The 21,409-nt window shown below is 45.3% G+C and carries 23 protein-coding genes and 1 pseudogene; 9 read left to right on the top strand and 15 right to left on the bottom strand.

The window, feature by feature from the left end:
* Window positions 1-17 precede the first annotated feature (17 nt).
* The 3 genes from HMPREF0671_RS04055 (at window position 18) to HMPREF0671_RS04045 (ending at window position 3,333) form a co-directional block, all read left to right on the top strand.
* The gene (locus HMPREF0671_RS04055; protein WP_036896949.1) at window positions 18-1,373 is read left to right on the top strand and encodes a glucose-6-phosphate isomerase; all 1,356 of its coding nucleotides are present in this window, start codon (window positions 18-20) and stop codon (window positions 1,371-1,373) included.
* 69 nt (window positions 1,374-1,442) lie between these two features.
* The gene (locus HMPREF0671_RS04050) at window positions 1,443-2,156 is read left to right on the top strand and encodes an HAD family phosphatase (RefSeq protein WP_036896948.1); all 714 of its coding nucleotides are present in this window, start codon (window positions 1,443-1,445) and stop codon (window positions 2,154-2,156) included.
* Between the two features lie 103 nt (window positions 2,157-2,259).
* Window positions 2,260-3,333 (top strand): ankyrin repeat domain-containing protein, encoded by a 1,074-nt coding sequence (locus HMPREF0671_RS04045; RefSeq protein ID WP_036896947.1) that lies wholly within the window; start codon window positions 2,260-2,262, stop codon window positions 3,331-3,333.
* On the opposite strand, the gene pdxT is transcribed toward HMPREF0671_RS04045, so the two are convergent.
* From pdxT to serB, 4 genes are all read right to left on the bottom strand, one after another.
* Window positions 3,317-3,889: a pyridoxal 5'-phosphate synthase glutaminase subunit PdxT gene (gene pdxT, locus HMPREF0671_RS04040; protein ID WP_036896944.1), complete on the bottom strand. Its 573-nt coding sequence runs from the start codon at window positions 3,887-3,889 to the stop codon at window positions 3,317-3,319. The genes HMPREF0671_RS04045 and pdxT overlap by 17 nt on opposite strands.
* Complete coding sequence (gene pdxS / locus HMPREF0671_RS04035) at window positions 3,889-4,761, bottom strand: pyridoxal 5'-phosphate synthase lyase subunit PdxS (protein ID WP_036896941.1); 873 nt, start codon at window positions 4,759-4,761, stop codon at window positions 3,889-3,891. The genes pdxT and pdxS overlap by 1 nt, the downstream gene beginning before the upstream one ends.
* Before the next feature lie 36 nt (window positions 4,762-4,797).
* Window positions 4,798-5,805, bottom strand: coding sequence for a hydroxymethylpyrimidine/phosphomethylpyrimidine kinase (locus HMPREF0671_RS04030; protein WP_036896938.1), 1,008 nt, complete (start codon window positions 5,803-5,805; stop codon window positions 4,798-4,800).
* A gap of 170 nt (window positions 5,806-5,975) precedes the next feature.
* Entirely contained in the window at window positions 5,976-7,214 is a 1,239-nt protein-coding gene (serB, locus tag HMPREF0671_RS04025) for a phosphoserine phosphatase SerB (protein ID WP_036896935.1), read from the bottom strand.
* A gap of 122 nt (window positions 7,215-7,336) precedes the next feature.
* On the opposite strand from serB, the gene HMPREF0671_RS04020 reads away from it, so the two are divergent.
* Window positions 7,337-8,551: an NAD(P)/FAD-dependent oxidoreductase gene (locus HMPREF0671_RS04020; RefSeq protein WP_036896932.1), complete on the top strand. Its 1,215-nt coding sequence runs from the start codon at window positions 7,337-7,339 to the stop codon at window positions 8,549-8,551.
* Between the two features lie 213 nt (window positions 8,552-8,764).
* On the opposite strand, the gene HMPREF0671_RS04015 is transcribed toward HMPREF0671_RS04020, so the two are convergent.
* The 6 genes from HMPREF0671_RS04015 to nusB all read right to left on the bottom strand — a co-directional run bounded on the left by HMPREF0671_RS04015 (window position 8,765) and on the right by nusB (window position 13,165).
* A complete protein-coding gene (locus tag HMPREF0671_RS04015; RefSeq protein WP_036896929.1) occupies window positions 8,765-9,637 on the bottom strand; it encodes a DMT family transporter in 873 nt (290 codons plus the stop codon).
* A gap of 121 nt (window positions 9,638-9,758) precedes the next feature.
* Entirely contained in the window at window positions 9,759-10,211 is a 453-nt protein-coding gene (locus HMPREF0671_RS04010) for a DUF5606 domain-containing protein (protein WP_036896926.1), read from the bottom strand.
* A 12-nt stretch (window positions 10,212-10,223) separates the two neighbouring features.
* Window positions 10,224-10,793, bottom strand: coding sequence for a dephospho-CoA kinase (coaE, locus tag HMPREF0671_RS04005; RefSeq protein ID WP_036896923.1), 570 nt, complete (start codon window positions 10,791-10,793; stop codon window positions 10,224-10,226).
* Window positions 10,794-10,803: 10 nt separating this feature from the next.
* Window positions 10,804-11,661 carry a YbbR-like domain-containing protein gene (locus HMPREF0671_RS04000; protein WP_369793920.1) on the bottom strand — a complete coding sequence of 286 codons (858 nt, stop codon included), beginning with the start codon at window positions 11,659-11,661 and terminating at the stop codon, window positions 10,804-10,806.
* Window positions 11,662-11,795: 134 nt separating this feature from the next.
* On the bottom strand, window positions 11,796-12,116 hold the full coding sequence (yajC, locus tag HMPREF0671_RS03995; RefSeq protein WP_036896917.1) for a preprotein translocase subunit YajC: 321 nt from the start codon (window positions 12,114-12,116) through the stop codon (window positions 11,796-11,798).
* A 29-nt stretch (window positions 12,117-12,145) separates the two neighbouring features.
* Window positions 12,146-13,165 (bottom strand): transcription antitermination factor NusB, encoded by a 1,020-nt coding sequence (gene nusB, locus HMPREF0671_RS03990; protein ID WP_036896914.1) that lies wholly within the window; start codon window positions 13,163-13,165, stop codon window positions 12,146-12,148.
* A gap of 229 nt (window positions 13,166-13,394) precedes the next feature.
* Here nusB and HMPREF0671_RS03985 point away from each other — a divergent pair, with 229 nt between their 5' ends.
* The 4 genes from HMPREF0671_RS03985 to HMPREF0671_RS03970 are packed head-to-tail and all read left to right on the top strand — an operon-like array spanning window position 13,395 to window position 15,628.
* Entirely contained in the window at window positions 13,395-14,012 is a 618-nt protein-coding gene (locus tag HMPREF0671_RS03985) for a 50S ribosomal protein L25/general stress protein Ctc (protein WP_036896912.1), read from the top strand.
* 3 nt (window positions 14,013-14,015) lie between these two features.
* Window positions 14,016-14,588 (top strand): aminoacyl-tRNA hydrolase, encoded by a 573-nt coding sequence (gene pth / locus HMPREF0671_RS03980; RefSeq protein WP_036896909.1) that lies wholly within the window; start codon window positions 14,016-14,018, stop codon window positions 14,586-14,588.
* A 2-nt stretch (window positions 14,589-14,590) separates the two neighbouring features.
* Entirely contained in the window at window positions 14,591-15,013 is a 423-nt protein-coding gene (locus HMPREF0671_RS03975) for an RNA-binding S4 domain-containing protein (protein ID WP_036896906.1), read from the top strand.
* A 36-nt stretch (window positions 15,014-15,049) separates the two neighbouring features.
* Window positions 15,050-15,628 carry a phosphoribosylglycinamide formyltransferase gene (locus HMPREF0671_RS03970; protein WP_036896904.1) on the top strand — a complete coding sequence of 193 codons (579 nt, stop codon included), beginning with the start codon at window positions 15,050-15,052 and terminating at the stop codon, window positions 15,626-15,628.
* A 54-nt stretch (window positions 15,629-15,682) separates the two neighbouring features.
* Here the strand turns inward: HMPREF0671_RS03970 and HMPREF0671_RS03965 are convergent, their stop codons facing one another.
* Window positions 15,683-18,652 (bottom strand): TonB-dependent receptor, encoded by a 2,970-nt coding sequence (locus HMPREF0671_RS03965; RefSeq protein ID WP_036896902.1) that lies wholly within the window; start codon window positions 18,650-18,652, stop codon window positions 15,683-15,685.
* Window positions 18,653-18,814: 162 nt separating this feature from the next.
* Here HMPREF0671_RS03965 and aroB point away from each other — a divergent pair, with 162 nt between their 5' ends.
* Window positions 18,815-19,879, top strand: coding sequence for a 3-dehydroquinate synthase (gene aroB / locus HMPREF0671_RS03960; protein WP_036896899.1), 1,065 nt, complete (start codon window positions 18,815-18,817; stop codon window positions 19,877-19,879).
* Between the two features lie 19 nt (window positions 19,880-19,898).
* Here aroB and HMPREF0671_RS03955 read toward each other — a convergent pair whose 3' ends face one another.
* From HMPREF0671_RS03955 to HMPREF0671_RS12460, 4 genes and pseudogenes are all read right to left on the bottom strand, one after another.
* A complete protein-coding gene (locus HMPREF0671_RS03955; RefSeq protein WP_036896897.1) occupies window positions 19,899-20,243 on the bottom strand; it encodes a HigA family addiction module antitoxin in 345 nt (114 codons plus the stop codon).
* Between the two features lie 7 nt (window positions 20,244-20,250).
* Window positions 20,251-20,568 carry a type II toxin-antitoxin system RelE/ParE family toxin gene (locus HMPREF0671_RS03950; RefSeq protein WP_036896895.1) on the bottom strand — a complete coding sequence of 106 codons (318 nt, stop codon included), beginning with the start codon at window positions 20,566-20,568 and terminating at the stop codon, window positions 20,251-20,253.
* Between the two features lie 395 nt (window positions 20,569-20,963).
* Window positions 20,964-21,206 carry a hypothetical protein gene (locus tag HMPREF0671_RS03945; protein ID WP_036896893.1) on the bottom strand — a complete coding sequence of 81 codons (243 nt, stop codon included), beginning with the start codon at window positions 21,204-21,206 and terminating at the stop codon, window positions 20,964-20,966.
* 2 nt (window positions 21,207-21,208) lie between these two features.
* A pseudogene (locus HMPREF0671_RS12460) lies at window positions 21,209-21,325 on the bottom strand (DUF5009 domain-containing protein); the annotation flags it as partial.
* Window positions 21,326-21,409 lie beyond the last annotated feature (84 nt).

Below are 21,409 nucleotides of genomic sequence, written 5' to 3'. Positions count from 1 at the left end.
TTAAAACATATACGATAATGAAAAGTATCAGCTTAGACATTACAAAGGCTGCACAATTCCTTGATAAAGGTGCAGTAGAGGCTTTTGAACCAAAGATAAAGGCTGCTCAAGAGGCTCTTGAGAACGGCACATGCCCCGGAAATGATTTCTTGGGTTGGCTGCATCTCCCCTCTTCCATCACTCCTGCATTCCTCGACGAAGTACAGGCTGTGGCCGACACATTGCGTGCTAAGTGCGACGTAGTGGTAGTTGCAGGTATCGGTGGTAGCTATTTGGGGGCTCGCGCCGTGATAGAAGCACTGGGTAATGCATTCTCTTGGCTTATCAACGACAAGAAAAATCCCGTTATCCTCTATGCAGGAAACAACATAGGTGAAGACTATCTCACCGAGCTGACAGAATACTTGGCCGACAAGAAGTTCGGTGTCATCAATATCTCTAAATCGGGTACAACCACCGAAACGGCTCTTACGTTCCGCTTACTCAAGAAACAATGCGAGGCACAGCGCGGTAAGGAAGAGGCTAAAGATGTCATTGTAGCTGTTACCGATGCCAAACGTGGTGCCGCACGTACATGTGCCGACAAGGAAGGATACAAGAGTTTCATCATCCCCGATAACGTGGGTGGTCGTTTCTCTGTGCTCACTCCGGTAGGTTTGTTGCCTATTGCATGTGCCGGTTTCGACATCAAGACACTGGTACAGGGTGCTACCGACATGGAGAAAGCAACCGGTAAGGATGTTCCTTTTGCCGAGAATTTGGCTGCACAGTATGCTGCCGTACGCAACGGTCTATATAGTCAGGCAGGCAAGAAGATTGAGATTATGGTCAACTTCCAACCAAAACTCCACTTCATCAGCGAATGGTGGAAGCAGTTGTTCGGCGAGAGCGAAGGCAAAGAGGGCAAGGGTATCTTCCCGGCATCGTGCGACTTCACCACCGATTTACACTCTATGGGTCAGTGGATTCAGGAAGGTGAGCGTTCTATCTTCGAGACTGTCATCAGCGTAGAGCAACCTAATAAGAAGTTGTTGTTCCCCAACGACGAGGAAAACTTGGACGGTTTGAACTTCCTCGCAGGCAAGCGTGTGGACGAAGTAAACAAGATGGCCGAACTTGGAACACGTCTGGCACACGTCGACGGTGGCGTTCCAAACATCCGCATCAGCGTTCCCGAACTCAACGAATACTACATCGGACAGCTCATTTACTTCTTTGAAATCGCTTGCGGTATCAGTGGTAATGTACTAGGCGTGAACCCATTCAACCAACCGGGAGTAGAAGCTTACAAGAAAAACATGTTCGCACTGCTTGACAAACCGGGCTACGAAGCTGACAGCAAAGCTATCAAAGAACGCTTGGCAGCTGAGTAAAGAAATTATAGATTAAAGATTAGGGATTAGTGCCAAGACAGGCTACTAATCCCTTTTTAAGTTATATTCATGACAAAAACAAAACTTCAACTTCTACGACCGGCTCCTAAAGGGTTCTCACCACGCGTGGCTCTATTCGATATGGATGGCGTATTATACGATTCTATGCCCAACCATTCGATAGCATGGCAACGTTCTATGGCTTCATTCGGTATCCACATGACGGCCGAGGATGCCTATGCCACCGAGGGAATGCGCGGCATTGATACCATCCGCATGCTCGTGAAACAGCAGCAAGGCAAGGATATTGACGAAGCAGAGGCACAAATGATGTACGACGAGAAGACTCGCCAATTTGGTCTGTTGCCCATCGCCCCCATCATGGAAGGAGTCATCGACCTGATGAGAAAGATGAAACGAGACGGATTGCAGATTGGCATCGTCACCGGAAGTGGGCAACGTCCGCTTATTGCTCGCGTACTCAATGACTTCCATGAGTTTGTAGACGAGCAGCATATCGTGACAGCTTACGATGTGGAACACGGTAAACCGGCTCCCGACCCTTATCTGATGGGATTACAAAAGGCAGGTAATCTGCGCCCCAACGAGGGTATCGTGGTAGAGAATGCGCCCATGGGCGTCAGGGCAGGAGTAGCTGCCGGCATCTTTACCGTGGCTGTAAACAGTGGTCCACTGCCCAATGATACATTGGCTAAAGAGGGTGCCAACATCGTATTCGACAACATGCCACAGCTGAAAGAAAATTGGGAAAACCTCTTGTAAACGGCTGTACGATTTTGTATCTTTGCCAAAGAGAGTATATCTATGAGTATACGAGGAAGGTAAAAACGCAGAGATTATCATAATAGATTAAGAGTTTGAGACGATGAAAATAAAGATTAGCAAACGGTTTGATGCCGCACCGGGATGGCTGAAAGCGTATCTCTCGCTCACGTTATTGCCTATTATAGCTGCTCCAGTCGTCTACTTTGGCTCCATATTTATCTTTGATAACCCACCCAATGAGCTTTTGGGATGGTTGCTTTTCATCGCAGTCAACTCGTACAGTTTCCTTTTATTAGGTGCTGCTAAACTGAGTCTGCTACTTCATGAACGCTATCACAACGCCCTATTAGACTTCTTACCACAGATAGGTGTGGTATTACTACTATCGACAATTTTCGTTGTTTCCGATTATATAGCTCAAAAAGATGCCCCACCCAGCTATCCCGAATATAGTGACTACACCTTATTTGAGGGCACAACGGCCGAACCGTTAGCGCAAGCTTTGGAAGAAAAGAATTGGGATAAGCTGAAACAACTGGCAAATTCCAAAAATGTGAACGTGCGAGAAAAGCAGTATGGGCAAACATTGCTGCACTTGGCAGCCCTCAACTTCGACCCGAAGGGTATTAAAGTACTACTCAATGCAGGCGCAAATCCGAATGTCTACGACTACTTATTCGGAGATACTCCCCTGACAATCGTCTGTTCTTGCTACTATGACAATAAGAAAGAGCAAGTGGATTGTGCGAAAAAATTGTTGGAATATGGAGCTCATATCAATGCATGGCAGCATGGAGGAGACACTACAAAGGTTGATAAGGACATCATAGAGAGGTATGGTGACTGCGACTATTACACTCCATTGATAGCAGCAACGGAGAGTGGCAACATCCCCCTTGCACAATTGCTATTGTCCAAGGGGGCCGATGTGAATTATGAACATCATCAATTGGCAGCCACAGCCTTATCATGTGCGGTAGTCAACGAATACGATGAGCTAGGTATTATCCTCTTAAAACATGGTGCTAACCCAACTGTTCGCGTCTACGAAGAAGCCAAAACCATCGAAGAACTAGCCATAGAACGACTACAGCGAGGTGATAAATCGCCCAAGCTGAAGCAGATAATAGCACTCATCAATGACTATAAAAGACGCTCTAACGTTGCTCAATAAGGTCTAAGAAATACCGGTGAACACGCAAATCATCAGTCAATTCTGGATGAAAAGCGGTGACGAGCTGTCGTCCTTGACGCGCTGCTACGATGTGACCATCAACTTCTGCCAACGCTTCTACGCCCTCTCCCACCTCTTTTATATATGGTGCGCGGATGAAAGTCATGGGTACTTCGCCCTCAATACCTTCCATCTGATGCTCCGTATGGAAACTGCCAAGCTGCCGACCATAGGCATTCCTGCACACAGTCATATTCATCGTAGCCAGTCGATCGGCCTCTTCGCCCACCACATGTTGGGCTAACAGAATCAAGCCGGCACATGTTCCGAACACCGGAAGACCACCATTAATCGCCTCTTGAATAGGTTGGAACAAGCCCAAATCATGCAAAAGCTTCAGTTGAACCGTACTTTCTCCACCGGGAATCACAAGCCCATTCAACGGTTGTTGGAAGTCTTTGAGTTGCCGTATCTCCACAGTTTCAACTCCAAGACGTTCCAATATCTGTTCATGTTCAAGAAAAGCGCCTTGCAACGCCAATACTCCAATCTTCATTATTTGCCTCTTTCAGCCATCAACAGGCTAATTTCTTGCTCGTTGATACCAACCATTGCTTCGCCCAAATCTTCCGAAAGGGCTGCCAGCATTTTAGCATCTTGGAAGTTGGTAACAGCTTGAACAATAGCCTTGGCACGCTTTTCTGGATTGCCACTCTTGAAGATTCCGCTACCCACGAACACTCCCTCAGCACCCAACTGCATCATAAGAGCAGCGTCGGCAGGTGTAGCTACGCCACCAGCAGCGAAGTTTACAACGGGCAATTTACCATTTTCATGCACGTAACGAACGAGTTCTAGCGGTGCCTGCATCTGCTTAGCAGCCTCGAACAACTCATCCTCTTGCATCGAAACCAAGCGACGCATCTCGCTCTGCATCATCCTCATATGGCGCACAGCCTGTACAACATCGCCCGTTCCGGGTTCTCCTTTAGTACGTATCATGGTTGCTCCTTCAGCAATACGACGCAATGCTTCGTTCAGATTCTTGGCTCCACAAACGAATGGAACATCAAATTTGGTCTTGTCGATATGGTAAACATCATCGGCCGGAGAGAGTACCTCACTCTCGTCGATGTAGTCTATTTCAATAGCTTGGAGTATCTGTGCCTCGGCGAAATGACCGATACGGCACTTTGCCATAACAGGAATTGATACGGCTTCTTGGATACCTCGTATCATCTTAGGGTCGCTCATGCGAGACACACCACCCGCTGCACGAATATCAGCTGGGATACGTTCTAGTGCCATAACGGCACAAGCACCAGCTTGTTCGGCTACACGAGCCTGTTCGGGGGTAGTTACATCCATGATAACACCGCCCTTTAACATCTGGGCTAAGTTGCGATTGAGCATCTGTCTAGTTTCCATTTTGTTGCTTTTTTAGTGGTTATTTTAGTTTTAATCTTACTCTTTATTCTGTCGAAAAGCACTGGGTGTCATCCCCTTTTGCTTCTTGAAATAGCGTGAGAAATGCGCTTGCGAAGAGAAACCATACTCGTATGCAATCTCTTGAACGGTCTTATTGGTTGTCAAAAGTTGCCTGACAAGCACTTCTACCACACATTCATCGATGATTTCTTTGGGCGACTTACCGGCTATTCTACGCGTCACTTGCGCCAAATATCGGCTACTCACATTCAGACAATCAGCATAGAAAGCCACATCGCTGTTGGTATGACAATGCAAATGTACGGCATCGATGAAATCATTGTACAACTCCGGGCTCCTACCTTGTAGATTATCAGCTCGCATAATCTGCTGCGAGATATACGAACGAGCTTGAGATATGGCCTGCTCCACTGTCTTTCCTTGTGCCAAGAAAGTAGCTATGGCAGAAGAGAGGGTGTTACTCTGGCCATGCAGAATGGGTGAACGATCGTTCATCAACAGTACTTCGCGACAGCCAAAGGCTCTTAAACGTTGCAACATCTCTTGCTCTTCGACCGATTGTTTCCCCCGAATGCCAACCAAACTAGCGGCATCGTGCGGTTTTACAATGACGAGTGAACAGAGCGGTAACAGCATTTGTCGCACCTGAGCAAGCACATCATCGCCCATCAAACGTTCACCACGCGATGAAAAAACAATCGGGTCGTAGATGACATGACGCGGTTGATAGCGCACAATAGCATCTATCAACACCCTCAATATCTCCACACTGCGCACCATACCTATTTTAAATACCGTAGGTTGCACGTCGTTGATGATGGCCTCTATCTGTCCACTGACAACATCGACCGGTATATCAAAGAACCTCTGAATGCCCACCGTATTCTGCACAGTGACCGAGGTGATGACCGAAACAGCATACCCTCCCAAGGCCGAAACGGTCTTGATATCGGCTTGTACACCCGATTCGCCTGTACCATCGGAACCGGATATGGTCAATATCGTTTGGATATGGCTGTTCATTCCGCGTTGCTTTATTGATTACAAAGGAACTAAAATTTCGTCAACATGCGAAATTTTGTTCTCATTTGTGCAAACTTTACAACAATATTGGAAAGCAGTTTCATGGTTCTTCTAATTCCCATTAGCTCCAAAGCTCAAGGCGAAAACTCCTCTTAACTCCCTTAAAACAATCACTGCCCATCCTCTCCCAGATAGCTATCCTTAAATCCTAAGAAATAGAGAATACCATCTAGACCAATCGTACTAATAGATTGTTCGGCATTAGCTTTCACACGTGGCTTGGCATGGAAGGCGATACCCAGTCCTGCTTCCGAAATCATAGGCAGGTCGTTAGCACCATCTCCAACCGCAATCGTTTGCGCCAAATTCACCTTTTCCACCTGTGCGATGAGTTTCAAGAGTTCAGCTTTGCGATGTCCATCGACAATCTCTCCCAAATAACGGCCTGTCAACTTACCATCATCACCTATCTCCAACTCGTTGGCATAGACATAGTCGATACCATAACGACGCTGCAGATACTCGCCGAAGAATGTAAATCCACCGCTAAGGATGGCTATCTTATAGCCGCAACGTTTCAATACCGACATCAAACGGTCGGTACCTTCGGTGATAGGAAGATGTTCTGCAATGTCCTGCATCACACTCGCATCAAGTCCTTTCAACAGAGCTACACGCTCGGTAAAACTCTCCTTGAAATCAATCTCACCTCGCATGGCACGCTCGGTAATCTTGCGTACCTGCTCACCCACACCTGCTCTGGCAGCCAACTCATCTATACACTCGGTTTGGATGAGCGTAGAGTCCATATCAAAGCAGATGAGTCGACGCATACGACGGTACATTGTATCTTCTTGGAAAGAAAAATCGATACCCATATCTGCCGACAGCTTCATGAATTCGGCTTGCATAACAGCACGGTCATCGGGTGTTCCACGTAACGAGAACTCAATACATGCACGCACATTTCGCTCCGTATGCTTGATGCTCGGACGCCCTGTCAGACGCAGAATAGAATCAATATTGAGGCCTTGGGAGGCGATTATCTTGGCATAAGCGGCTATCTGTGTAGCCGACAGACTACGCCCGATGAGAGTAAGAATATAGCGATTCTTGCCTTGGCGACCCACCCAATCCTCATATTTATCATCGGATATGGGCGAGAAACCTATGTTCACACCCAGCTCAGTGGCCTTAAAGAGAAGTTCTTTCATCACCTGTCCCGACTGCATCTCGCCCAATCGGATGAGAATACCTAGCGAGAGAGTGCTATGAATATCTGCTTGTCCGATATCAAGGATGTCGGCATCATGACGGGAAAGTATCTCCATGATTGAAGCCGTGAGACCGGGACGGTCTTGTCCGGTGATGCTCACGAGTATTTGTTCTTGCTTATTAGCCTTAGACATACGTGTATGTTGGTTGATTACAACGCGAAGTTAGCCCTTTTTAAGGGAAGTGCCAAACAAATGGACAAGATGTATTGAAAAAATATAGTATATTTGTAACCTATATTAAACGAACAATGACAATGAAGATAGCCATCATAGGTGGAGGGGCAGCCGGCTTCTTTGCCGCCATCACTGTAAAGAGTCTACATCCCGAAACCGATGTATACATCTTAGAGAAAGCCAACAAAGTGCTGGCCAAAGTGGGCGTATCGGGCGGTGGACGCTGCAATCTCACCAACTCTTTCGAAGGTGTTACCGACTTGAAACAGGTCTATCCGCGCGGTCACAAACTCATGAAACGCTTGTTCAAGAGCTTTAATGAGCGCAACAGCTACGAATGGTTCGAAGCCCATGGAGTGCGACTGGTAATACAGGACGACCACTGCGTGTTCCCACAATCACAAGATTCGCAAAGCATCATTGATTGTCTAGTGAACGAAGCACATAGACTGGGCGTCCGCATTTTGCCCCGTCATGAGGTAAAAGGCATCATACAACAGCCCCATGACCAATGGCTTTTGACACTTACCGACAAGCAAATGGCATTCGACCGGATAGCCATTACCACCGGCGGAGCACCCCGTGGCAAAGGATTAGAATATCTATCGGCCTTGGGACATCAAATAGAATCTCCCGTACCATCGCTCTTCACCTTTAACATAAACGACAAATCGCTCCGCCAACTCATGGGAACGGTGGTGACCAACACCATCGTCCAAATGCCGGGAACAAAGTTCCGGTCGAGCGGTTCACTACTGATTACACACTGGGGAATGAGCGGTCCGGCCATTCTTAAGCTCTCATCGCATGCCGCTCGACACTTGGCCGAACATCAATACCAAGTACCTATCGCAGTGAACTGGACCGGATGCACCAACAACAGCGACGTGCAAACACTGCTTACCGAGCTTGCTTGCCAGCATGCACAGAAGCAATTGAGTACCATTACACCCTTCCAATTGCCTTCAAGGTTGTGGCAATTCATCATTGAGAGAGCCGGACTGAGCGTAGAAAAGAAATGGGGCGAGATGGGTAAAAAGGGATTAAACAAACTCGTAGAGACGCTTGTCAACGATCATTACGACATCAATGGCAAGGGTGCTTTCAAAGAAGAGTTCGTCACATGTGGCGGTATCGCGCTGAGCAACGTCAACTTGAACACACTAGAAAGTAAGATTTGTCCCCACCTTTTCTTTGCTGGCGAGGTGCTGGATATTGATGCCGTGACGGGCGGATTCAATCTTCAAGCAGCTTGGACCACCGGTTATACCGTGGGACGAAGTATCGGTGAATAGGCATATCTAACAGTATGAGACCATAAAGCGTCCAATCTTCATTTCAAACTCACAAACTTTTAGCCTCATCAACTTACATACTCACTTTGCTGCAACAGCCCGGCAATAAGACTGTCTCGGCCTTGCAGCAATGCTGAAAAGCCCGAACAGCAATACTGTAAAGGCACTGCAGTGCATAGAGAAGTGAGGAGTTAGGAGTGAGAAGTGAAGAGTTTATTTATTAGAAACGTATACACCTAATAATATAAGAGCCGACCCAGCATAGGCAATCAATGTCATGGGTTCGTCAAGAAACAACGCACTGGCCACCACAGTAGATATAGGATTCAAATAAATATAGTTGGATGCCGACAATGCTCCAATACGCTTATTCACCACTGTCCACAAAGCGAAGCAGGCAAAGGAAGCTATGATACCGAGAAAAACAAGGTTTGTCCACACTGGATAAGCCCAAAATCCGCTCATAGGAAAATGCCACGGCTTGACTATAAAGATAGGTATGGACGTCAGAACACCATAGAAAAACACCTTACGAGTGATGAATACCGAACCGTAACGACGTGTGATGCTACGCATTTGAATACTATATATTGCCCAACAGAGAGCAGCACTCGACGCTAAAAAGTCGCCTAGCGGATTGAGTTTCAGCACAAACTGTCCGTTGAAGACCACCAATGCCACTCCTACAAGTGCCAAGATAGAGCCTGTAATGAGCGGGCGCGTGGCTTTCACATCCTTGATAAAGAGAATAGCAAGGATGGTAGTAAGCAGCGGTGCAGTACAAACAATGAACGAAACATTGTTGACATAATCAATTCTGACGGCTGTATTCTCGGTAATAAAATACAACGAACCACCCGTCATACCCAACACCAAGAAGTAAAGTTCGTCGCGCCAAGAATCGGCCAACAACTTTCTAGGCGAGATAAACCATATACAGATATAGGCCAGCACAAAGCGAATGACAAATATTTCGTGTGCCTGAAGCCCATAAAGCAACAATACTTTGGAATTAACAAACGTGGTTCCCCAGATAAGAACAATAAGGATACCGAGAAGATGAAACCAGAATTGATTTTTAAACATAAGGAGAAAACAAAGAATCAATGGACATATCGCTTGTCCATTGATTGTTGTATATAGATTGAAATAGAAGAGACATCTTTCAAAGACGTCTCTTCTATATGCTGTTTAGCTATCAACCGACTTATTCGGCAGGCTGTTGGTCTTTGCGTTCATCTACATTGTCGCCCTCAGTTGGAGCAAGAGTTTCTTTAAAATTGGTGATACCATTGTTCACAAGAATATCGTACCACTGAATCAACTTTTTAATATCGCTGTCGTGTACGCGGTCTTGGTCGAAGTTAGGCAACACCTCTGCGAAGAAACTACGCAGTTCTTCGCTCTTCGCTTTCTTGTAGTTAAGAGAAGCAGGTTTGCCGTTTTCCTTCTTACCTAAGTTCTCAAGTACTTGCCACAATGGCACGTCGTCGGCATCGGTGTACATGGCTATATCGCCAAGACTTGTCACACGGTCGGTGGCAAAAGCCGGCATACGCTTGCGAGTGGCATCAAGCGCCTCTACGATAAGATTCATATTACCACGTGATACCAGACGATAAAGTCCCGGTTTACCTGCTATAGAAAGAATTGTTTCCATTTGAATAATGTATTATAATTGTTTGATAATTCGATTAATTTGTTGTTTTAAATCTGCCACACCATCGTTGATAATCTCGAAATCGGAGCGTTCGACCACCTCTTCTTGCGGCAGTTGTCGGTGAATCCAGTCGAGAGCCTGCTCCCTAGTAAGTCTATCGCGTTGCATGATGCGACTTATACGCACTTCGAGCGGTGCCGAGACACAGACCACACGGTCGAAATGTACACGACGATAGAAACCACTATCAAAGAGAATAGCACTCTCCAACCAATCAAAATCCGACGCTTCAAAGTCGCGAGCCACAGCAGGATGCACCACATTGTTGATGGCTTCGCGGTTGGTATCGGTCTGCATGAGGTATGCAGTCAATACCGACTTCTGCAAAACTCCGTTTTTATAGACATCCTCTCCCACCAGTTTTTGCAACTCATATTGTAATTCCGGCGATGTGCGCATGAGTCGTTTAGCCGCTTCATCGCAATCGTAGACCCGGATACCCAGCTCACCCAGCAACTTGCACACATAGCTTTTACCGCTACCCATGCCGCCCGTAATGGCAACTTTGAGACGCTGTTTCATGATGAAAGAATTACTGCTGTTCGATGAGATAATCAATCTGGGAAATCTCCAACTTCGCTCCACGCACATCATGTGGATAGACGCGTAGTTGAAGCGGGCATCTGTCGGTATGCTGACCGGCTATATCATTGTAGTCGGCAACAACCCTGAACTGTTCCGGTTCAATTCTACGGAACATGCTTGCCCCCACAGTAAAGACGACATTCACACGAGATGGGAACATACGCAATATCTTTCCGGCCGGCATATTGATTGCTTCTATCGGCACAGATACCGTCTCTTCGGTCAGAATATCGGGATAGAAGCCTACCTTCACAACCGCCGGAATGCACTTAGCCCCTTGTATATGGCGCAAAGCTACACGCTCTATCAGGGTGTCTTGAAGATTGGTATGCGTAATAGGTACGGTGTAAACCGATTGGATACTATCCAATATATGGCGACCGGCATAGACTGTTACGTATTCAGGCCAGAAACGTGTCTGAGCCAAATAATAACTCTTTCCGGCCTTAACATTGCCGTACAGCCTCACAGGAACCTTCTTTGACTCTCCATAATTGAAGAAGTAAGAGAGCCTATCGGGCTTCAATGAGGTCATTCGTGTGGAACCATACAACATTGGATACAGCTGCTTTTGCAAATCAGTCGAAGTAATCGTCCCTTTACCAGTAGCTGTATTGGCATAGGTAGAGAAGTTGAATACAAGCGGACGAATACGGTCTGAATGTTGATAAGTGGCTATGGTAAAGCCTTTATCACGAACCGTCAGACGGATAGTATCGGTCATTTCGCTGGTGATAATCACATTACGCGGTACACCAACAAGCCTCACCGGCACTGCTATCTCAGCCTCGTAAGTTTCGTTCAACGATGTTAAAAGCCAAAAGCTACCGCTTAATGCGAAGAAAAACAAAAAAACCAGAAACTCCCTATTCACCAAACTGAACAGGAAGTTTCTGATCTTTTTGTATATATGCCCTATGGCTTTTAACATAAATTGGTTTATGCGTTGGGAGTAACAGCTGTTACATCGGCGAAAACACCGGTCTTATCGACAGTGAGAACCACTCCACGAGCAACCTCAACGTCAACAGTATGCTTCTCAATATCTACACGCTTAACGGTTCCATAGATGCCACCACCGATGACAACGGCTGTCCCTTCTTGCAGAGAATTTTGAAAATTGCGAGTCTCCTTCTGCTTCTTCTGCTGTGGACGAATCATGAAAAACCACATAATAGCAAAGATTGCTACCATCATGACGAGCATACCCATGCCGCCACCTCCTTGAGCTGCTTGTGCAGCTAGAACGATTGAATTCATTTTCGTTAGTATTTTTAGTTATTGTTATTCTACTCCTTTGTTTCTTCCTCTATCTCTTCTTGCTGCTCACTTTGACGCTCCATGCGAGAGATATGCTCTGCCTGACGCTTGTCGCGAGGCTCTTCAATGGTTTTCAACATGTGACCTGAATTGATGAGATAGCGGGCTATGGTATCCAACATACCATTGATATAACCGCCGCTACGATAAGTGCTGTAGAGTTTTGCAAGGTCTACATACTCGTTAATGGTCACACTCACTGGTATATTGGGGAATGTGAGCATCTCGGCAATGGCTATCTGCATAATCACAACGTCCATATACGCCAAACGAGAGAAGTCCCAATTGCGACTGGCATCGCTCATGTAACGCTGATATTGGGCTGCATTGAGAATTGTGGCACGGAACAATTTGCGAGCAAAGTCCTTATCTTCCTCATCTTTATATTCCGGTAAGAGTTCTTGTTTGCTCTTGTTTTTGGGGTCAAAACGCTTGATAGTCTTCAACACGAAGGTATCTACTACCTCTTTATCATCATTCCAATACAAACTCTTTTCTTCTAAGAGAGCATCCAACTCGGCATTGTCAAGAAAGAGAGTTTTGTATAGTTTGCGCCAAACTTCGCGGTCGTTCTCATACGAATCATCCCCACTCTCCATGTATTCTTGATAGATAGCGCTCTGCTCGATGAGGTTACAGAACTTACGAACAAACTCTATATCCTCCTCCCAAGTCTGCTTTTGAGTTTCAACGAACTCTTCCAACATCTTGTTTTCTTCCAGTTGCACGGCGAATTGATTATAAGCGAACTTAGCAGAAGGAGCTTCCGTACCCTCTCGTTGAGCCCTTTGTGTGGCAATATCTACACGATGTCGCTCCTCACGCGTAATAGCCACAATGAGCTCGAGCAGGAAGTTATACAAGTCATAAGCTTTGGACAAACTGAAAAAAAGTTCTTTTTCAGCAGTATCAATATTCTTGTTCCCGTTTTGATAGTATGCGTAGGTTAACTGAACTATCTTAATTCTTATAAGTTCCCGATTAATCATTCTCTAATAATTTTGGTTGTCTTATGTTCAAGTTATTATTGATGCAAATGTAATTAAAATCCTTTGAACACGCAAACATGGGCTTGTAAAACTGAGTTTTTTAATTGTTTTTTTGTCCAATCGAAAGAAATGTATTAACTTTGCCAAGCTTTTTCGCAAAGCGCATCTCGTGTAATGGCGAATTAAGGCAATCTTATTTAATTCAAACTTAATTTAGAGTAACACAATTATGAAAGAGATTAACGTATCAGGTAAGAAGCGTACAGACCTTGGAAAGAAAGCTTCTAAGCAACTCCGTAAGGAAGGATTCATTCCTTGTAACTTGTATGGTGAGAAGAAAGATGGCAACGGTGCTCCCGAGGCATTTGCTTTCCAAGTATCTTTCAGCGAACTCCGTAAGATTATCTACACACCTCACATCTATGTAATCAAATTGGACATTGAGGGCGATATTCACACCGCTGTATTGAAAGAGATTCAATTCCACCCCGTAACAGATGCTCCTCTACACGTAGACTTCTACGAGATTAATGAGCAGAAACCCATCACTATCGGTATTCCTGTTAAGTTGGTTGGTTTGGCACAAGGTGTTCGCGACGGTGGACGTATGAACCTTTCTATCCGTAAGATCAATGTAACAGCTCCTTATATGCAGATTCCTGAGCATCTCGACGTAGATGTTACAGCTTTGAAAATCGGTAAGAGCATCAAGGTAGGTGATCTTTCTTTCGAGGGTATCGACATTGCTACAAGCAAGGAAGTGATCGTTTGTTCAATCAAGATGACACGTCAGGCAAGCATGGCTGCAGCTTCTGCTGATAACGCAGCTAGTGATGCTGATGCATAATCAATGGACAAATATTTGATATGTGGGTTGGGTAATCCCGGTGACGAATACCAGAATACCCGACACAACACAGGATTTATGGTATTGGACGCTTTCGCTAAAGCGTCCAATATTGTTTTTGAAGATAAGCGATATGGCTTTGTAGCCGAGACTTCTATCAAAGGACGAAAGATTATTCTGCTCAAGCCTACTACGTTTATGAATCTTAGTGGCAACGCCGTTAGATATTGGCTTACCAAAGAGAATATCGACCAAAGCCGCTTACTTGTCATCAGTGACGACGTGGCACTGCCTCTTGGAGCTTTCCGACTAAAAGGAAATGGAAGCAATGGAGGCCACAACGGACTGGGCCATATACAACAACTGATAGGACAAAACTATGCTCGTCTACGTATGGGGATAGGCAACGAATACCCTCGTGGCGGTCAGGTAGACTGGGTATTGGGACATTATGATGATGAAGATATGAAGGCTTTACAACCAGCTATTGATACAGCTTGCGAGATTATCAAAAGCTTTGCACTCGCCGGCATAGACATTACAATGAACCAATTCAATAAATTAGGAAAGAAATAATCATGGCAGAGACTGCAAGAATAGACAAATGGCTATGGGCAGCACGTATCTTTAAGACACGCTCCATCGCTGCCGATGCCTGCAAAAACGGCCGAGTTTCAGTCAACGGAACAACGGTTAAGCCCAGCAGGATGGTGAAAGTAGGCGAAACGATTAATGTAAAGAAAGCTCCCATCGTCTATTCCTTCAAGATACTCCAATGCATTGAAAATCGTGTGGGTGCCAAACTCGTACCTCAAGTATATGAGAATGTAACCGAAGCCAAGCAATACGAGCTACTCGAAATGAGTCGTATCAGTGGCTTTGTTGACAGAGCACGCGGTACAGGACGCCCAACTAAGAAAGAACGTCGGGCTCTCGACTCATTCGTCGAGCCCTCTATCTTCGGCTTCGATGATGATGAAGGCTGGGATGATGAAGAATAATCGGCTTCCACACACATTGAATTAAATATATCGACGATGGTTCAAATAGCAATATTTGCTTCGGGAAACGGTTCCAACTGTGAGAATATCATTCGCTATTTCAGCGGACATTCCTCCATCCGAGTAGCACTTGTACTCAGCAACAAGGCCGATGCCTACGCGCTTATTCGTGCCCATAAGTATCATATTCCCACCGAGATAGTGCCAAAAGAGAAGTTCAATGATGAAGCCATCATGATGCCGTTACTAAGCAAGTATCATATAGATTTCATCGTATTAGCCGGATTCCTCGTCATGATTCCATCGTTTTTAATCTCTGCCTACGACCATCGAATGGTCAATCTCCACCCTGCCCTACTGCCTAAATACGGTGGAAAAGGCATGTACGGACACCACGTCCACGAGGCTGTGAAGGCTGCCGGAGATACAGAGACAGGTATGACGATACACTGGGTAAGCAATGTCTGCGACGGCGGAGAGATTTTGGCACAATACAAGATTCCTCTTCTTCCCACCGATACCCCCGAAGATATTGCCGCCAAAGAGCAATTATTAGAGCAAAAACACTTCCCACAAGCTATCGAAAAGATTATTATCGAACATACGGAAGAATGATATAAGAAAAGCGATACAGACACTTAGCTGTATCGCTTTTCTTATTGATAGACATTAGAAGCGGCCGGGACCACCACCAAATCTATCGTGCCCGAAGCCTCCAAATCCTCCGGGACGACGGCTGGGACCACCATCGCGCGGACCATCGGGGCCTCCACGACGACCACGGACACGTGCATCCTTACCACCAAAGAGATTCAAACGATAGATTACATGGAGCATAGCATAGCTGTTCACACTGTTATACCATGTATCGGTACGCTGCGTTGCATTGATGGCACGGCTCAGATTGCTCTGGTTATTGAGTATATCATAGAACTGCAATGAAACAGATAACGGCTTTCCTTTGAGGAATCCTTGAGATATTTGCGCATTCCAAACCAGTTCATTGGTATTCATCGACGCATCGCTAAAACCACGACGACTGTTCTCGTGCAATCCTGTAGACACACTCATGCCCCACGGTAGCGTCACATTCACCGAACCTCCATAGGCAAATTGCCACGTATTGAGATTGTTGAGACTTTGCAATTGATTCTTACTGCGTGTAAAATTGAGCGAACCATCAAGCCCCAATTCCAACCAACCGTTGCGATATGTGGTCTCCAAGCGTTCGCCCAAAGAGAGCGAGCGTGTCGTATTCTTGACCGAGTTCGACGTTCTGTCCACAGCCAAATAGCCCACATAATTATTATAACCAACATTGGTAAACGTATTCATATTGAAGAATCCGGCCGAATCTATCGGGGTATTATACATCACAGCACCCATCATATTCCAGTTACCATTGATATTTTGGGGTTGCACGATACGCCCACCGGTCTTCTCATCATACGTTACCATATTACTAATACTGTTGCGTGTGTTGCTGTAATTCAGGAATGTCATGAATGCACGCTGGCTCTTCTCGTTGAAATTATTGTAAAAGAAGTGGAAGTTATTGGTAAATGCAGGCTTCAATCCCGGATTACCTTTCGAGATATTCAAGGGGTCGCTGTCGTCCGTAACATCCAACAACTGGCTCATAGATGGCTGCGATGTAGTACCTCGATAATTGATTCTAAGATTGCTGACATTACTGAATTTATAGCGGAAATCAAATGTTGGCGTCACGTTAACCACTGAGCGTGTGGTGTCAACATGTATGCCTAAATAGTCTTGTTGGTAACTGGTATTCTGCGGTTGTACCATGACACCCACATTCAACTTATACTTTGCACGAATCACACGAAGCATCAAGTTGAACTCATGGATGTAGTTTTTATAGGCAGAGAAGCGACTCAAATCCTTATTCTCGTAACTATCGAGCTGGTTTGGCAACAAACTCAAGTAGTTATCCCATCCCCTGAACAACAGCGGAGTATTACCGAAGAAGCCGCCACCAAGACTACTAAAGTCGTAAGTAGAGCGATCGCTCTTCGTATATTTGTATTGGAATTGATAAGAGAATTGCAAGAACACCGCACGCCAAAGAGGTTCGCTATAGGTAAATTCAGCGCTATACCCCCAATTGCGAGTCGGTACGAGATTCCAACGATACGTTTGATAGGTCGAGTCATTGCCCAATGCATTCATCACTTGATAGAGACGGACATCGCTAAGCGACAGATTCTTGGAGTCGCTCGAACCGTAATTACCTGCTACATGCAGTGTAAAGTTACGCCCGTTATGTCCCAAGCGTCGATTGTATTGCAACACCCCATTTATATTTTTATTATTACCATAACTCAGACTACTTGTGTTGCGCGTGTTAACCATCAGGCTATCAACAGCCAACAGAGCTATCGACTCGGCCGACAGAGGATTGGTAACGAGCGTATAGGGATCGACATTGTATGATGCCGAGGCTTGAACCGACCGTCCATCGTTTGTAGAATAGGTGAAAGACGGACGGAACATGATATTGGTCATGCTGTCGGGCGTCCATTCCAGCCGCATTCTTCCGTCCCAACTATTGCTGCGCGTATAGTTTTGACTGTTGGTATTTGAATAAGCACCCGACTTTGCCATGAAGTTTTGGACGGATGTTTGTGTATTGGCATCGCCATCCGAATGATTCCAACGCAGGCTGGCATCGAGCTTCAACTTACCCTTATTCTCATAATTAAAGTTGGCTCCAATCATCTTGGTAGCCATCAGTCCCTGTCTATTCATACCAAAGTTTCCTCTTCCACCGCCACCGGGAAAGCCCATATCATTGGTATTGTTGGCATTGGCAAAGAGCATAAAGCGGTATTTATCGTTGAAATAGGCACCCATCAATCTGTCAGAATAACGACTATTCGTACCTACACTGAGGTCAATATTACTAAACATGCCTTTATGCATACCCGGTTTGAGACCAAAGTCGAGTACCGTCTGTTCCTCGCCATCGTCGATACCTGTAACGCGTGAAAGGTCGCTCTTCTGATCGTATGCCTTGATTCGATCTACAATCGAGGTAGGCAAATTCTTCAAGGCCGTTTTCGTATCGCCCGTCATAAACTCCTTTCCGTCTATCAATATCTTCTTTACTTCCTTGCCATTGACCGTTATTGTACCGTCGCTCTTTACCTCTGCACCCGGCAAACGCTTCACAAGTTCTTCTATTGTCGACCCTTCGGGTGTGCGATAGGCCGCGGCATTATACATAAAGGTGTCTTCGTGAAACACCACTTTGGTGGCATGCCCCATGACAGTTGCTCCTTTTAACATAATGGCATCGGCCTTCATGATGATCGACCCCAATGCTACGTCGGCACCATTAACAATCTTGATAGGTTTCAACACCGATACATAGCCCACACTCGAAATCTTGACGAGATAGTTACCATCCTCAGGTGCTACCACCGAAAACCGACCATTATCGTCGGATATAGCTCCTGTCACAAACGTACTATCTTTCTGTCGCAACAGTTGGATGGTGGTTTGTACGAGTGGTTCTTTCGTATCTTTATCAGTAAGTGTACCCGTTATATTTCTATTTTGGGCAAACAATGCAGTCGTTGCCAGCAACAACAACATGGTCCAAAGCGTTCTTTTCATACTTGTTCGTTCTTTATTCTTCTATTTAGTCTCTGATTTCTTAGACGCGCAACATTGTCATAAGTTTAATACCCAAACGATAAAAAGTGCTATATTTTTTTGTTTGTATTCGCAGAATGATTTATATTTGTGAATATAAACATCACCTACGTAAGTACAATTATGGAACAGAGAATCATCATTTCGCAACATTTGAAGCAAGAGTTGGCTGTTGCCATCTCTGAGTGCGAGCACGACAAGCTCTTTATCTTATTCGATGAGACTACCCATCGCACCTGCTGGCCCATACTGCAACACTTCGTGGGTCTAAAAGATGCATGTCCCATCGTCATCTCGGCTACCGATACACACAAAAACATCGACTCGTTGGCGTATGTATGGGAGCAACTCGGCCGCAACGGAGCGACTCGCCACTCATGCCTCATCAATATGGGTGGAGGCATGGTGACCGATTTAGGCGGATTTGCCGCGTCTACCTTTAAGCGCGGTATCAACTTTATCAACATCCCCACTACCCTGCTTGCCATGGTCGACGCGTCGGTCGGGGGCAAGACGGGTATCAATTTCAATGGACTGAAAAACGAGATTGGCGTATTCAGCGATAGTAGATTCGTCATTTTAGATACCGTCTTTCTGAAGAGCCTCGACGACATGAACATCCGTTCGGGCTATGCCGAGATGCTTAAACATGGTCTTATCAGCAACGATAAGATGTGGGCACAACTGCTCCATTTCAACTTAGATCAGCCCGATTGGCAGGAATTGAAACAGATGGTGGGCGACTCGGTAAAGGTAAAACAGTGTGTGGTCGAACAAGACCCGCACGAACATGGCATTCGTAAAGCCCTCAATCTTGGACATACGTTCGGACATGCCTTTGAAAGTTGGTCGCTACGCCGTTCTACACAAGGCGACCATACGGCTATACTACATGGCTATGCCGTAGCTTTCGGACTCATCTGCGAACTTTACCTTAGCTGCCTAAAGGCATCATTCCCTACAGATAAGATGCGCCAAACAGTAGCTTTCGTTCGCGAAAACTACGGCATACTTCCCATCACGTGCGATGATTACGCAGAATTAATAGAGTTGATGCACCACGATAAGAAAAATTCTGCAGGCATCATCAACTTCACTCTCCTCTCCGACATCGGCAATATCAAAATCAATCAAACTGCTACCGACGAGGAAATCAAGGAATGTCTCGACTTCCTAAGAGAGGGATAAAGAGGATAAAATACTAAATTTATAACACAGCTGCAATTTTTCTGATATTGGCAAGGCGATCTGTCAAAGTCTTATTACGCTTTGCCATTATCATATTATAGCGCACTTGCATCTCCAACAAGGGCTCTGCTGCGATATTGAGTACAGCCTCAAAAAGCAATGCATACTCTGTTGTGAGTTGTCGTTTACCATTCAACACCTCATTCAATTGTGTAGGGAGCACTCCCATTTCTTTCGCAATTCTGCGTTGAGAAATACCTCGATATTCTATTTCTTCTTTCAAAACGACTCCGGGATGAGTTGGTGCGAAAGGCTCCATACGGTTAGCTACATTCTGAATCGCCTGTTCGTTCTTCGCTGTCATAGGCTTCCTATTTATAGTGATTTGACAATTCTACAATATTACATATCGTGGCTAGTGTCTGCCCATCCACTATATGTTCCTCAAACTCTATTCGATATTGGTCGTTTACTCTTACAGATGACAATCCAACCTTATCTCCTTTCAATTTCTCATAATGTAAGGAACGATATTGCATAAGGGCAATCGTGTTAGGTTGCGCTATCAGTGTATCTACCACACGAATATATCTACGGATAATGTCTGGCTGAAAACAATGCTTTTTATCCGTAGCTTTTCCCTGCTGGTACAACTCTTTTAGATAGTCTTTTTCAAAATAAACTTCCACTTTTTCTGCTTATCAGCATCTTGGTACAAAGATAATTATTTCCGAATACATTCACAAATAAATGAACTCTTTTTCCTTTTTCGACTCAATGTATAAACTCTCTAGTATATAATACCCTCAGTTCTCACTCCTAATTTCTAACCTTATATTCATAAACTCCTCACTACTCGCTCTTAACTCATCACTCTTTACATTCACAAACTCATCACTTCTCACTCCTAACTCATCACTCTCTCTTTCCTGCATAGCCTAGGCAACAATGCTGCAACGGCCGAACAGGGATACTGAACAGGCTCGACAGTAATGCTGCCGAGCCTGTTCAGTAAAACGAGTAAAGTTATTTGAAGTTTCTAAATGATGTGCTATCGCAGGGCACTACTTCTATATTGCACTGTCTACAACTTGATAAAGATGTGCTTACGATACAAAGGATAACCGAAACCAACATGCATCGCGACGAACAACGATGAATAAATGAACGACGACCAATACCCGCTAGACACCACGGAATGAATACCTCCATATATAAAAGAGGTGAGACCAAACGAACTAACGGCAGCATAACTGAGCGCAATGCGTTGCATCACGGCAAAGATACGCAGGTGGGCAAAATCGAAAAACTGTCCTTCGCATGCCATACAACGCTATGTCGCAACGGAGCAAAGAGGTCGCCACCCGCTCCATTGTTCACAAATATCATGCATGCCACCGTTATGCCACGCAAGATATCAAGAGAAAGAAGTCTTTTGCTTGTCATATTTTATCGAATACATGATTTGTCAAACCCACTATGACGCCTTGCAAAAAAGCTGGATATACAAGGTTTTTCATGATTATTAGC

This window comes from Prevotella sp. S7 MS 2 (assembly GCF_000762865.1).
GTDB lineage: Bacteria > Bacteroidota > Bacteroidia > Bacteroidales > Bacteroidaceae > Prevotella.
The sequence above is the reverse complement of the archived record's forward strand: the minus strand, read 5'-3'. Positions and strand labels throughout refer to the sequence as shown.